This window comes from Streptomyces sp. NPDC057287 (assembly GCF_042667905.1).
Lineage (GTDB): Bacteria > Actinomycetota > Actinomycetes > Streptomycetales > Streptomycetaceae > Streptomyces.
Genome location: NZ_JBHUYV010000009.1, coordinates 110,378 through 124,127 on the forward strand (window position 1 = coordinate 110,378; position 13,750 = coordinate 124,127).

Sequence of the window (13,750 nt, forward strand, 5' to 3'; positions counted from 1 at the left end):
TGCTGCTCAGGCCAGGGAGCCGTACAGGCCCGGGACGCGGTCCTCGAGATACGGGTTGGCCGCACGCGACGCGGCGAGCAGACCGGGGTCGACCTCACCGACGAGCAGCTCCTCGCCGCGCCCGGCGCGGGCGCGGACGGTACCGTCGGGGCCGGCCAGGCAGCTCAGCCCGGTGAAGTCGAACTCGCCCTCCTTGCCCGCCCTGTTGACGTACGCGATGTACAGCTGGCTCTCGAAGGCGCGGACCGGCACGACGGCTTCGGCGACGAACGGGAACGGGTGCATCAGCGCGGTCGGGACCAGCAGGAGCTCGGTCCCGGCCAGGGCGTGCGCGCGCACGTTCTCGGGGAACTCGACGTCGTAGCAGATGAGCAGCCCCACCCGTACGCCGTCCAGCTCGGCCTGCACCACGGGCCGGTCGCCGGGGGTGAACCATTCCTCCTCGAAGCCGCCGAAGAGATGGGTCTTGCGGTAGTTGGCGAGCGCCGTGCCACCGGGGCCGATGAGCTGCGCGGCGTTGAAGACGGCGTCCCCGGACCGCTCCGGGTAGCCGTAGTGGACGGCCAGGCCGTGGCGTACGCAGATCTCGGCGACGGCTTGCGCGGCGGGCCCGTCTGCGGGCTCGGCGAGCGCGGGGACGGCGTCGCCGATGGCGTATCCGGTGAGGAACAGCTCGGGGCAGACCAGCAGCCGGGCACCCGCGGCGGCGGCGCGCGCGGCGGCCTCGTCGAGCGTGGCGAGGTTGGCGTCCACGGATCCGGTCCGTCCGGAGCTCTGGAGCAGGGCGGTACGCAACGGCGGCATGGCTGACCTCGGGCGGGACGGGCGGGGTGGGAGACGTATCGAAGGTACGGCGCGGGGATCACGGCCGACAAGACGCGAATGTTGCGCGTACACCGTCGATCCGTTGCGTGGTGAGCGGCACTTGCGGCGATTCGTTGCGTGGGGCGTCTTCGCAGGTCAGGCGAGTGATTTCGGTCTCCCCGGCACGCGCCCGCCAGGCACCGGGCGGGCCGGGCGCCCTGCCGCGCCACGCACCGGGCGGGCCCGGGCGCCGGTGACGTGCGCCCGTCAGGCCGGCGGACCCGACGAGTACCGCCGCAGCAGCGGGGAGAGGACGAGGACCGACTTGGTCCGCTCGACGTACGGCTCGCCGGCGATCCGCTCCAGCACCTGCTCGAAGTGCCGCATGTCGGCGGCGAAGACCTGCACGACCGCGTCGGCGTCACCCGTCACCGTGGACGCGGCCGCGATCTCGGGATAGGCGGAGAGGCCCCGCTTGATCGCCTCCGGGGCGGTGTTGCGGCTGCAGTAGATCTCGATGAACCCCTCGGTCTCCCAGCCGAGCGCCGCCGGGTCGACCCGCACGGTGAAGCCCGTGATGGCGCCATCCGCGCGCAGCCGGTCCACACGGCGTTTCACCGCGGGCGCGGAGAGGCCGATGAGCGCGCCGATGTCCGCGTAGGAGCGGCGGGCGTCTTCGGCGAGGGCGTGGACGATGCGTTCGTCGAGGTCGTTCAGGCGCACGTCGGGTGGGTCACTTCTCTGCGGCGGAGGGGTTCGGGGGCGGCGCGGGCCGCCCCCGAAGTAGACCACGGGCGCGTCGCGAGGGACGCGCCCGCCGCAGGGGGCGGCGGGTCAGAAGGGGAACTGCGAGCGCCCGTGCTGGACCGAGATCCACTTCTGCGTGGTGAACGCCTCGAGCATCGACTCGCCGTTCAGCCGGCCCAGTCCCGAGTTCTTCTCCCCGCCGAAGGGCACGATCGGCTCGTCGTGGACGGTGCCGTCGTTGATGTGGACCATTCCGGTGCGGATCCGCTGCCCCACCCGCACACCGCGCTCGATGTTGCCGGTGTGGACCGCCCCGCTCAGCCCGTACGGGGTGTCGTTGGCGATCCGGACGGCCTCGTCCTCACCGTCGAAGGGGACGAGCAGGGCCACCGGGCCGAAGATCTCCTGCTGGAGGACCGGGGAATCCGCGGCGAGGCCGGTCAGTACGGACGGGCTCACCAGGTTGCCGTCGGCCCGCCCGTGCAGCAGCGCCGTGGCGCCCGCCTCCACGGTCTCGTCGACGAGCTTGGACACCGCGTCGGCCTGCGAGGAGCTGATCAGCGGGCCGATGTGTGTCGCGGGGTCGGCCGGATCGCCGACGCGCAGGGAGGCGACCTTGGCGACGAACTTCTCGGTGAACTCCTGCTCCACCGACCGGTCCACCAGGATGCGGTTCGCCGCCATGCAGACTTGGCCCTGGTGGATGTAGCGGCTGAAGACCGCCGCGTCGACGGCGTAGTCCACATCGGCGTCGTCCAGGACGATCAGTGCGCTGTTGCCGCCCAGTTCGAGCACCGCGCGCTTGAGGTGGGCCGCGCAGACCGTCGCGACGTGGCGGCCGATCGTGTCCGAGCCGGTGAAGGAGATGACCTGCGGGACGGGGTGCTCCAGCAGGCTGTCACCGATCTCGGCGATGTCGGTGACCACGACGTTCAGCAGCCCGGCGGGCAGCCCCGCCTCCTCGAACAGTTTGGCGATCAGGGTGCCGCCGCAGACCGGGGTGGACTGGTGCGGCTTGAGGACCACGGCGTTGCCGAGGGCCAGCGCGGGCGCGACCGACTTGAGCGACAGCAGGAAGGGGAAGTTGAAGGGGCTGATGACGCCCACGACGCCGACGGGCAGCCGGTAGACGCGGTTCTCCTTGCCCTCGGTGGGCGAGGGAAGTATCTGCCCGGTGGACCGCAGCGTGAGCTGGATGGCCTCGCGCAGGAACTCCTTGGCGAGGTGCAGCTCGAACCCCGCCTTGAGGCGGGTCCCGCCGAGCTCCGCGACGATCGCCTCACCGATCTCGGCCTCGCGCTCCTCGACGACACGCAGGGCCTTCTCCAGCACCGTCCGCCGGGCGTACGGGTTCGTGTCCGCCCATCCGGGCTGGGCCCGCTCGGCGGCCCGGTAGGCCTGGTCGACCTCGCCCGACGTCGCCACGGTGATCGAGGCGAGCTTCTCCCCGCTGTACGGGTTGAAGTCGATGATGTCCCAGGACCCCTTCCCCGGCCTCCACTCGCCGTCGATGTACTGCTGGGCCAGGTCGGTGAAGAAGGAAGGCATGAGGTCCCTTACCGCAGAGGGGCGGGCAGCTGATTGCGGCTCATATTACTTATCCTTCAACCAAGTTGAAGGGGTGACGGGAGTGCTCACGGGTGTGGGCGGGGTGCCGGACCGGGCGTCCGGTGGGCGCGCACGGAAGTGCCCCTCCCGGTGTGAACACCCGGAAGGGGCACCTGCGACGAGGCCGCACCGGCCTCCGCGGCATCAGCTCCAGCTGGCGTGGAGCGGCTTGCCCTCCGCGTACCCGGCGGCGCTCTGCACACCCACGACCGCCTTCTCGGCGAACTCCTCGAGCGAGGACGCGCCCGCGTAGGTGCAGGAGGAGCGGACACCGGCGATGATCGAGTCGATCAGGTCCTCCACCCCGGGGCGGGTGGGGTCGAGGAACATCCGGGAGGTGGAGATGCCCTCCTCGAACAGCCCCTTGCGGGCGCGGTCGTAGGCGGACTCCTCGGACGTGCGGTTCTTGACGGCGCGCGCCGACGCCATCCCGAACGACTCCTTGTAGTAGCGCCCGTCGGCGGACTGCTGGAGGTCGCCGGGCGACTCGTACGTGCCGGCGAACCAGGAACCGATCATGACGTTGGACGCGCCCGCGGCCAGCGCCATCGCCACGTCGCGCGGGTGCCGGACGCCGCCGTCGGCCCAGACGTGCTTGCCGTGCTTCTTCGCCTCGGCGGCGCACTCCAGCACGGCGGAGAACTGCGGCCTGCCGACGCCGGTCATCATCCGGGTGGTGCACATCGCGCCGGGACCCACACCGACCTTGATGATGTCGGCGCCCGCCTCGATGAGGTCGCGCACGCCCTCGGCGGCGACGATGTTGCCCGCGACGATCGGGACCCGCGGGTCGAGCGCCCGGACGGCCCGCACCGCGCTGATCATGGATTCCTGGTGACCGTGGGCGGTGTCCACGACGAGCACGTCGGCACCCGCGTCCAGGAGTTGCTTGGCCTTGCCCGCCACATCGCCGTTGATGCCGACGGCCGCCGCGATCCGCAGCCTGCCGTCCGCGTCCGTCGCGGGAGTGTAGAGCGTCGCGCGCAGCGCGGCCTTGCGGGTCAGGATGCCGACGAGCCGGCCGTCCGCGTCGACCGCCGGAGCGAGCTTGCGGTTGGCGCCGTCGAGCTTGTTGAAGGCCTCGCGCGGGTCGATGTCCGCGTCGAGCACGACCAGGTCCTTGGACATGACCTCGGACAGCTGGGTGAAGCGGTCCACACCGGTCAGGTCGTGGTCGGTGACGACGCCGACGGGCCGGTTCTCCGCGTCCACGACCACGCCCGCGCCGTGGGCCCGCTTGTGCAGCAGGGACAGCGCGTCGGCGACCGTCTGGCCGGGGGCCAGCACGATCGGAGTGTCGAGGACGAGGTGGCGCTTCTTGACCCAGCTGATGACCTCGGTGACGACCTCGATCGGAATGTCCTGGGGAATCACGACCAGACCGCCGCGCCGGGCGATCGTCTCGGCCATCCGGCGGCCCGCGATCGCCGTCATGTTCGCGACGACGAGCGGAATGGTGGTACCGCTGCCGTCCGGCGAGGAGAGGTCCACGGCCTGCCGGGATCCGACCGCGGAGCGGCCGGGGACCATGAAGACATCGTCGTACGTGAGGTCGTAGGGGACCGAGGGGGAGGTCGTGTAGCGACCGGTACCGGGCTCAAGAAAACGCATAACACCCATTTTTTCATACGAAACGGTGCAGGTCGTTTCCACGAAGACACAACGATGCGCCCCCACGTTCGTCAGTTCCTCCAAGGAGGCCGCCGGGGGGCGGGGCAAGTGGAAACCTGCCTTACCCATGGACCCTACCCGAACACGATTCGATCCTTCGTGATCACGATCCCTGGACCGGGTGACGGGGGCTCAGGTAGCTTCAAACCCGCAGGTCTCGGCGGTGGGCACCATGCCGTCCACGAGCCCGGAACACCTGTCGCGCGTATGGCCGGAGAGGATGGGGATCCGCCTGTGGAGAGCGAACTGCCCGACATCTACTGCCCTTTCCCCCAGCGGAGCAATCCGCATGTGGACCACACCCGTGAGCACCTCGACGCCTGGACACGGCGCACCGGCCTGGTCCACCGCGAATCCGCCCGGCGGCGCTTCGAACAGGCCGACTTCGGCGCCTTCGTGGGCATGGTGTACCCGACGGCGGACAGCGAGCACCTCGATCTGGTCGCCGACTGGTTCGTCTGGCTCTTCCTCGTCGACGACCAGCTCGACGACGGGCACCTGGGCCGCAGCCCCGACCGTGTACGCGACGTGGTGGAGCGCATGCGCGCCGTGGTCGAGGGCACCGCTCCCGGCCCCCTGCCGGGCGAGGAGGCCCCCGCCGCGCTCGTCGCCCTGGCGGACCTGTGGGAACGTACGACTCCGCAGGCCGCCCCGCACTGGCGCGCCCGCTTCACCTGGCACCTCATGACGTATCTGACGACCGCCACCACCTGGGAGGCGGGAAACCGCGCCGCCGGTGTCGTGCCGCCCGAGGAGACGTACATCGCCAGGCGCCGGCACACCGGGGCGATCCACGTATGCATGGACCTGATAGAGATCGTGACCGGCACGGGGGCGCCCGAGTCGGTCCACAACGACGCCCGGTTCATCACCGCGCTGGAGGCGTCCTGCAACGTCGTGTGCTGGGCCAACGACGTCTACTCCTACGAGAAGGAGCAGGTGCTGGGCGAGATCCACAACCTCGTGCACCTGGTCCGCCACCACCGCGGCTACGGGAAGCGGGAGGCGCTCGAGCACGTGTGCGCGGAGATAGCCACCGAGACGAGGCGCTTCCTCACCGCCGAGGCCGAGCTGCTCGACCTGCACCCGGAGCTGGCCGGTCTGCTCGTGCCGTATCTCGACGGGATGCGGAGCTGGATGCGCGGGAATCTGGACTGGTCGCGGCAGACGCCCCGCTACAACCCGGCGGACGTCAGCCAGTACGCCGAGCCCGGGGCGTATCTGGAGGAGTCCGTCCTCGGCGTGGGCGCGGAGCCCGCACAGCCGGACACCGGCGAGGCGCGCCCGGCCCCGGACCGCGCACGGCAGGACGGCCCTGACCACGCGCGGCTGGACGCGGGTGACGCACGGCTGGACGCCGGCGACGCGTGGCTGGGCGCGGGCCGCGGCCTTCGCTGAGCCGGTCATGACGGAGGCCGGGCACCTGCGCAGGTGCCCGGCCTCCGTCATGACCGGTGCCGGTCGTCCCGGTGTCAGTTGTCGGGGTCGGCCCGCTCCAGGGCGGGCCGCTGGCCGGCGGCGGACTCCGTCAGGAGGAAGTCGGCCGCGGCCGTGTCCGTCACGAGGCTGGTGACCAGCCCCGAGCGCAGCACCGCGCCGATCGCCGCGGCCTTGCGCTGGCCGCCCGCGATGGCCACGACCTCGGGGATCCGGCGCAGCCTGTCGGCCTCCACGGTGATGCACCGCTCGCCGAGGTCCCGGCCGACCCGTCGCCCGTTCGCGTCGAAGAGGTGGGCGGACATCTCCGCCGCCACACCGAGTGAGGCGTAGTGGTTCCGCTCGTCGTCCGAGAGCATGTCGTAGACCGTGGAGATCCCGGGCTCCCAGGATCCGATGGAGACCGCGGCGACCGTGACCTTGTCGAAGTACTCGAAGGCGCGGGCGATACCCGTCTGGTGGCGCAGCGCCGCCGCCGTCGCCGGGTCGGGCAGCAGCATCGGCGCGTAGATGGGGTGCGCCTCGCCGCCGGACACCTGCGCGGCACGGCGGACCGCCTCGACCGAGCCGCGCTCGGCCGTACCCGCGTCGTAGACGCCGGTCAGCTGGACGACCGTGCACGGGGGCAGCCGGTCGAGGGCCGCCGCCATGTGGATGGTGGAGCGGCCCCATGCCAGCCCCAGCACATCGCCCTCGTTCACCAGCTCGCCGAGCAGGTCGGCCGCCACCTCACCGAGGTTCTCCGGATCGGCGGCGTCGTCCTGCTCCTCCGCCGGGGACTCGACCACGACGGCATGCCGCAGGCCGTACCGCGCGCGGAGCGCGTCGGAGCGCTCCGCGTCCAGCTCCGCCGGTACCCGGATCTCGATCCGTACGAGATCACGCTCGAGGGCCGTCTCCAGGACCCGGGCCACCTTGAAGCGGCTGACGCCGAACTCCTCGGCGATCTGGATCTTCGACTTTCCCTCGAGGTAGAACCGGCGGGCCATGGCCGCCGCCTGGACCAGCTCCGCGGGTCCCATCCGCATGGCTGACCGACCCGCCGAGATGCCAGACACCGCGATCTCCTCACTGCTGTTCACACGCTCGATACGCCGTTCATCCTGTCAGATCCGGCGATCCTTGATCAGGCCCGACGGGCCGCGTTCGTCTGAGCTTGGTTCAGTGGCCACATGCCCAGGGCGCAGAGGCCGTGACCGTGTCGGCCTGCGCACGGAGCGCCCGCACCGCCTCGGCGGGGTCCTGGGCCCCGTAGACCGCCGAGCCTGCGACGAAGACGTCGGCGCCGGCTTCGGCGCACCGCTCGATGGTGGTGGCGGAGACACCGCCGTCGACCTGGAGCCACAGCTCTAGGCCGTGCTTCGAGATCAGCTCACGGGTGCGGCGGATCTTCGGCAGCATGATGTCCAGGAACGCCTGACCGCCGAAACCCGGCTCCACCGTCATGATCAGCAGCATGTCGAGCTCGGGGAGGAGGTCCTCATACGGCTCGATCGGCGTCGCAGGCTTCAGGGCCATGGAGGCTCGGGCGCCCTTGGCCCTGATCTCCCGGGCCAGCCGCACGGGGGCGGCCGCGGCCTCCGCGTGGAAGGTGACCGAGCCCGCACCCGCCTCGACGTACTGCGGCGCCCAGCGGTCCGCGTCCTCGATCATGAGATGGCAGTCCAGCGGGGTGTCCGTGGCCCTGCTCAGCGCCTCCACGATGGGCACGCCCAGCGTCAGGTTGGGCACGAAATGGTTGTCCATGACATCGACATGGAGCCAGTCGGCGCCTTCCACGGCCTTCGCCTCCTCGGCGAGACGGGCGAAGTCGGCGGACAGGATGCTGGGGTTGATCTGGGCCATGCACCCAAGCCTGCCATGCTCCGCGCCACTTCCCCGCCTCGGTGTGCCTCAAAGCCTCACGGGATCATTACGGTTCGCGCAATCCCGGCCTTTTCCCCCCGGTCAGGCCGTCCGGCGCAGGAGAGCGAGGTACATCGCGTCCGTACCGTGCAGATGCGGCCACAGCTGGACGTCCGGCCCGTCGCCCAGCGCGGGCACACCCGGGAGCAGCGGGCGGGCATCGATCCACTCGGCCTCGACGGACGCCCCGCCGCGCCCCTTGAGCACGTCGTCGACGACGACCCGGGTCTCCGCGAGGTGCGGCGAGCAGGTCGCGTAACCGACCACTCCGCCGATCCGGACGGCCTTCAACGCCTCTCGGAGCAGACCCCGTTGCAGGGGAGCGAAGCTCTCCAGGTCCTCGGCGCGCCGCCGCCAGCGGGATTCCGGGCGCCGGCGCAACGCGCCGAGACCGGAGCACGGCACGTCCATGAGCACCCGGTCGAAGGACCCCGGCTGCCACGGCGGCCGGGTCCCGTCGGCGGTGATCACCTGGTACGGCCCCGGGTTGCCCGCCAGGGCGCGCTCGACGAGCCGGGCGCGGTGCGGCTGCTTCTCCGCGGCGAGCAGCGTCGCGCCGCGGCCGGCGGCGAGCGCCGCCAGCAGCGCGGCCTTGCCGCCCGGGCCCGCGCAGCCGTCCAGCCACCGGGTGTCGCCGCCCTCGACCGGGGCGTTGGCCAGAGCGGCCGCGACGAGCTGGCTGCCCTCGTCCTGCACACCGGCGCTGCCGTCCCGGACGGCGGCCAGGGCGCCCGGCTCGCCGCCCTCGGCCATCCGCACGGCGTAGGGCGACCAGCGGCCGGGGAGGCCGCTCTCCTCGCCGAGGGCGTCGAGGAGCTCGTCGGTGGTGGAGCGGCCGGGCCGGGCCACCAGGGTCACCTCGGGCCGTTCGTTGTCGGCCTCCAGCAGGTCCTCGATCCCGGCGCGGCCGCCGCCCAGGGCGTCCCAGAGGGCGGAGACGATCCAGCGGGGGTGCGAGTGGACGACCGAGAGGTGCTCCTCGGCATCCTCCTCGTACGAGGGGGCGACGCGCTCCACCCACGCCTCGAGGTCGTGTGCGGAGACCTTGCGCAGTACGGCGTTGACGAACTTGGCGCGGCCCTCACCCAGCACCACCCGTGCCAGCTCCACACTGGCGGAGACGGCCGCATGGGTCGGGATGCGGGTGCCGAGCAGCTGGTGGACGCCCATGTTCAGCACATCGAGCACCGGCGGGTCGACCTCGCGCAGCGGCCGGTCGATGCAGGCGGCGACGATCGCGTCGTAGGTGCCCTGACGGCGCAGGGTCCCGTAGACCAGCTCGGTCGCCAGCGCCGCGTCCCTGCCCTCGAAGTCACCCTTGGCGCGCGCCTTCTTCAGCAGCGGGGGGAGAGCGAGGTTGGCGTAGGCATCGCGTTCGTCGACCGCCCTGAGGACCTCGAAGGCGAGGAACCGGACCGGGTCCTTCTTGGGACGGCGGTGGGGCTTGGCGGGACGTCGACGCTGCTGGTCGTTCACGTGAAAGGTGCTCCGCTGATGGTGAGGGGGCGAACCCGTCCAGCGTACGTCGCCGCCCGGGGGCCCCGGGTCCCGAGCCCCGGTGGCCCGCCCCGGCGCCTCAGTTGCCGAGCAGTTCGCCGTGGGCGATGCGCACGCCGCGGGCCCAGTCGGCGGCCCTCATCGGCTTCTTGCCCTGCGGCTGGACCCAGAGGAGCTCCACGGCGTGGGAGCCGGTGCCGACGTACACGTTGTTCTTGCCGGCCGACAGCTCGCCCGGAGCCAGGTCGGTGCGGTCCAGGACGGGGACGGCCTGGACCAGCTTGAGGCGCTCACCGCGGAAGAGGGTCCATGCGCCGGGGGCGGGCGTGCAGCCGCGCACCACGCGGTCGACCCGGAGCGCGGGCTCCGTCCACCGCACTTGGGCGCCCTCGACGGTGATCTTCGGCGCGAGGGTGACGCCCTCGGCCGGCTGCGGCACGGCGTGCAGGGTGCCGTCCTCGATTCCGTCCATGGTCGCCGCGAGCAGCCCGGCGCCCGCGAAGGCGAGCCGGGTGAGCAGATCGCCGCTGGTGTCGGTGGGCCGGATCTCCTCGGTCAGGACGCCGTACACCGGACCCGAGTCCAGTCCTTCCTCGATCAGGAAGGTCGACGCGCCGGTGACCTCGTCGCCGGCCATCACCGCGTGCTGCACGGGCGCGGCTCCGCGCCAGGCGGGCAGCAGCGAGAAGTGCAGGTTGACCCAGCCACGCGCGGGGACGTCGAGCGCCACCTTGGGCAGCAGCGCGCCGTAGGCGACGACGGGGCAGCAGTCCGGCGCGATCTCCCGCAGCCGCGCCAGGAAGTCCTCGTCACGCGGCCTGGTGGGCTTGAGCACCTCGATGCCCGCCTCCTCGGCGCGCTCGGCGACGGGGCTGGCGACCAGCCTGCGGCCCCGGCCGGCCGGTGCGTCGGGACGGGTCACCACGGCGGCCACCTCGTGGCGTTCGGAGGCGATCAGGGCGTCCAGAGCGGGAACGGCGACCTCGGGGGTGCCTGCGAAGACGAGCTTCATGGGTGGCGCACTGCCTCTCGGGCGGGACGTACGTGGCGAGCAGCACACCAGTCTAGGGGGTGACCTCCGCGTCCCGCCCGGGCCGCCCCGCCCCCGGCGGCCCGGGGGCGTACGCAGTCGTATGCGCCCCGCGCATATGCACATACGCCCCTATTGCGTGACCACATGGCCGGGTGACGCGTTGGTCAAGTGAGATTGACCGAAGTGGGCCGCCGCCGCGCGGTCCGATCCCTTTCAACGCCGGTTCGAGAGGCTTGTTCATGGCCGACCACGCAACCCACGACGCCCAAGCGCGTGCCAGTCTGCACCTGTTGGTGCGGGACATCGAGCGGGTCCGGCGGCAGGTGGACGCGCTGCGCACCCTCACTGCGCAGCTGGGCAATGTCTACCGCCCCCGCCGCTCCGGCCCGTCCGCGGGCTTCGTCGTCTACGGCAGGGCGCCGGCCCCGACGGTCCGGCTGGCCCAGGAACTGCGGGACAGTGTCGAGACGCTGGTCACGGCGGCGGTGGACTTCGACCGTTCGCTGGGCTTCTCGTGGGACGCGGTGGGTTCCGCCCTCGGGGTCACCAAGCAGGCGGTGCACCGCCGTTACGGGGCGCGCCGCTCGACCCCGCAGCCGGGGACGGCGGAGGCCGTCGCGGAGACCGTGAACCGTACGGTGCCCGCCGGGCCGGGCTCCTCCCCCGCGGTGCCGGCGGTGCCCGCGGCCCGCTCCATGCCGCCGCAGCCGTCCGACCGCCCCGGCGCCTTCCCCGGCCCGCGCAACGGCTGAGACGGACCCGGGGCCGGCCGGGTCGGGCCCGGACCGGTGATCGGGTGGGCCCGGCCGTCGCCGTGGAGCCTGGGCCCGGCTGTAGCCGGAGGGGCCGGGGCCCGGCGGCGCCCGGTGCCTCCCGCGCGGCCCCGGCCGCGTCAGCCGATGTCCGGCGGGTCGATCCTGATGCGTACGGGATCCCCGGTGCCCCTGGCCGTCCGGGCCGCCTGAGCCGTCTTCAGGGCGGCCGCCAGCGCCGCCCCACGGCCGGGCGGGACCCGCACCAGCGCGCGCTCCCAGGTCTCCCCGGGCGGCGCGTCGCCCTGCCTGCGGGGCTGGCCGGGGGCGGCCCCCGCCACCGGCACCGGGCCGAGCACCTCCGCCTCGGGGGGCAGCTCCGCGCCCGCGAGGTACGCGGCCACCGCCTCCGGCGGGCCGGTCACCGAGGCCATGCGGGACACCGGCGGGAAACCGAGCTCCGCCCGCTCCGCGAGCTCGCGGCGGGCATGGCCGACCGGGTCCCAGCGGACCAGCGCCTGCACGGGCCGAAGGGTCGGCTCCGCCACGATCACCACCGTGCCGCCCTCGGGCTGCCCCCGCACCAGCGCGGCGGCGGCCGTCCAGCGCCGCAGCGCCTCCTCCCCCGCCCGCAGGTCGGGGCGGCCGACCATCGCCCAGCCGTCCAGCAGCAGCGCCGCCGCATATCCGCCCTCGGCCACCGGCTCCGCCCCCGGGGTGCTCACGACCAGGGCGGGCTGGTCGGGCACGGAGTCCAGCACGTGGTCCCGCCCCGACGTCCGAACGGGCACCGCGGGAAACGCCCGTCCCAGCTCCTCGGCCGTTCTGCGGGCACCGACGATCTGCGCCCGCAGCCGCACACCGCCGCAGGCGGCACAGCTCCAGGCCGTCTCGGCCCGCCCGCACCAGGCGCAGTCGAGATCCTGCTGATCCGGGGCCTGGAGCGGCCCCGCGCAGTGCCGGCACCGCGCGGGCTCGCGGCAACGCTCGCAGGCCAGCCGGGGGGCGTACCCCCGGCGTGGCACCTGGACGAGCACGGGGCCGCTGCGCAGCCCGTCCCGCACGGTCTGCCAGGCCAGGCTGGGGAGCCGCGCCGAGCGGGCGGCGCCGTCGCGTGCGAGCTCCCCGTCGCCGACGGTGCGCACGAGGGGGGCGGCGATCCGCAGCTGCTCCCGCTCCGCCCGCAGGGGCAGGGCCCAGCCGCTCTCGACCAGTTGGGCGGCCTCGACCGTGCAGCTCGTCCCGCCCAGCAGGAACGCGCAACGACCGTGCGCCGCCCGGAGCTCCAGGACCTCCCTGACGTGCGGGAAGGGGGCGTTGTCGTCGCTGTGGCTGGAGTCGCCGTCGTCCCAGAGCGCCACCAGGCCGAGGTCGGCGACCGGGGCGAACATCGCGGCCCTGGTGCCGACCACCGCGCGCACGGAGCCGCGCCGGACCGCCAGCCACTGGCGGTAGCGCTTCTCCGGCCCGGAGTCGGCGGTCAGCAGGGCGTGGCGCCCCTCCCCCAGCAACGCGGTGAGCGCGGCGTCGACCCGGCCCGCGCTCCGGCCGTCCGGTACGACGACGAGCGCGCCCCGGCCCGAGGCCAGGGTCGCGGCCATGGCGCGGGCGATCTCCTCGGGCCAGTGCGGTCCGGGGAGCGCGGTCCACACGGCCCGGGGCGCACCGCCCTCGGCCAGTGCCCGGAGGTAACCGGGCCCCTGCGCGTACCGTACCCAGGTCCCGGGCTCAGGGGTGGGGGGCGGCGGAAGGGGCTCGGGCGACGGCTTGCCCTCCGCGCGGCCGTTCCTGGGGGGCACGGCGAGCTGGAGCACGTCCGCGAGGCTGCCGGCGTATCGGTCGGCGACGGCCCGCGAGAGCTCGAGCAGCTCCGGCCCGAGGACCGGCTCGGGTGACACGACGTAGGCGAGGGCCGCGAGGGCCCCCTGGTAGTCCGAGGTGGCGCGCCGCTCGATCAGGAAGCCGTCGATCAGACCGCCGCCCTCGCGCCGCCCGCCGCGCACCTGGCGCCCGCCGGCTCCGAAGCGCACCCGGACCCGCACGCCGGGCCGGGCGTCCGCGTCGAGCTCCTGGGGAACGGCGTAGTCGAAGTACTGATCGAGGTGGAGGGCGCCCTTGTTCACCAGGACGCGGGCGACCGGCAGCTCTTCGGCGAGTGCGGCGCCCCGCCAGGTCCGCGGCTTGGCGCGCGGCACGTCGGCCCGTCGCACGGCCTCCCGGATGAGCGCAAGCTGCTCCGGTGCCCCGGCCCCGGGCTCGTCGGACCGCTCGTCGTCGCTGCTCACAGCCACATTCC

11 protein-coding genes are annotated in these 13,750 nt (G+C 73.2%); 2 read left to right on the plus strand and 9 right to left on the minus strand.

Annotated features, from left to right (window positions below; translation table 11 throughout):
* Window positions 1-6 precede the first annotated feature (6 nt).
* From ACFUNE_RS19165 to ACFUNE_RS19180, 4 genes are all read right to left on the minus strand, one after another.
* Complete coding sequence (locus ACFUNE_RS19165) at window positions 7-804, minus strand: carbon-nitrogen hydrolase family protein (RefSeq protein WP_383568936.1); 798 nt, start codon at window positions 802-804, stop codon at window positions 7-9.
* 267 nt (window positions 805-1,071) lie between these two features.
* On the minus strand, window positions 1,072-1,527 hold the full coding sequence (locus ACFUNE_RS19170) for an Lrp/AsnC family transcriptional regulator (protein WP_383568939.1): 456 nt from the start codon (window positions 1,525-1,527) through the stop codon (window positions 1,072-1,074).
* Between the two features lie 111 nt (window positions 1,528-1,638).
* Complete coding sequence (locus ACFUNE_RS19175; protein WP_383568942.1) at window positions 1,639-3,099, minus strand: aldehyde dehydrogenase family protein; 1,461 nt, start codon at window positions 3,097-3,099, stop codon at window positions 1,639-1,641.
* A 204-nt stretch (window positions 3,100-3,303) separates the two neighbouring features.
* Complete coding sequence (locus ACFUNE_RS19180) at window positions 3,304-4,770, minus strand: GuaB1 family IMP dehydrogenase-related protein (RefSeq protein ID WP_383568945.1); 1,467 nt, start codon at window positions 4,768-4,770, stop codon at window positions 3,304-3,306.
* Window positions 4,771-5,064: 294 nt separating this feature from the next.
* On the opposite strand from ACFUNE_RS19180, the gene ACFUNE_RS19185 reads away from it, so the two are divergent.
* A complete protein-coding gene (locus ACFUNE_RS19185) occupies window positions 5,065-6,228 on the plus strand; it encodes a terpene cyclase (RefSeq protein WP_383568948.1) in 1,164 nt (387 codons plus the stop codon).
* 74 nt (window positions 6,229-6,302) lie between these two features.
* On the opposite strand, the gene ACFUNE_RS19190 is transcribed toward ACFUNE_RS19185, so the two are convergent.
* The 4 genes from ACFUNE_RS19190 to fmt all read right to left on the minus strand — a co-directional run bounded on the left by ACFUNE_RS19190 (window position 6,303) and on the right by fmt (window position 10,681).
* Window positions 6,303-7,289, minus strand: coding sequence for a sugar-binding transcriptional regulator (locus ACFUNE_RS19190; protein ID WP_383569486.1), 987 nt, complete (start codon window positions 7,287-7,289; stop codon window positions 6,303-6,305).
* Window positions 7,290-7,428: 139 nt separating this feature from the next.
* Window positions 7,429-8,112: a ribulose-phosphate 3-epimerase gene (gene rpe / locus ACFUNE_RS19195; RefSeq protein ID WP_383568951.1), complete on the minus strand. Its 684-nt coding sequence runs from the start codon at window positions 8,110-8,112 to the stop codon at window positions 7,429-7,431.
* A 102-nt stretch (window positions 8,113-8,214) separates the two neighbouring features.
* Complete coding sequence (locus ACFUNE_RS19200; RefSeq protein WP_383568954.1) at window positions 8,215-9,648, minus strand: RsmB/NOP family class I SAM-dependent RNA methyltransferase; 1,434 nt, start codon at window positions 9,646-9,648, stop codon at window positions 8,215-8,217.
* Between the two features lie 100 nt (window positions 9,649-9,748).
* Window positions 9,749-10,681 carry a methionyl-tRNA formyltransferase gene (gene fmt, locus ACFUNE_RS19205; protein ID WP_383568957.1) on the minus strand — a complete coding sequence of 311 codons (933 nt, stop codon included), beginning with the start codon at window positions 10,679-10,681 and terminating at the stop codon, window positions 9,749-9,751.
* Window positions 10,682-10,941: 260 nt separating this feature from the next.
* Between fmt and ACFUNE_RS19210 the strand changes: the two genes are divergently transcribed.
* Window positions 10,942-11,454 carry a hypothetical protein gene (locus ACFUNE_RS19210; RefSeq protein WP_383568960.1) on the plus strand — a complete coding sequence of 171 codons (513 nt, stop codon included), beginning with the start codon at window positions 10,942-10,944 and terminating at the stop codon, window positions 11,452-11,454.
* A 140-nt stretch (window positions 11,455-11,594) separates the two neighbouring features.
* Here the strand turns inward: ACFUNE_RS19210 and ACFUNE_RS19215 are convergent, their stop codons facing one another.
* Window positions 11,595-13,739 (minus strand): primosomal protein N', encoded by a 2,145-nt coding sequence (locus ACFUNE_RS19215; protein WP_383568963.1) that lies wholly within the window; start codon window positions 13,737-13,739, stop codon window positions 11,595-11,597.
* Window positions 13,740-13,750 lie beyond the last annotated feature (11 nt).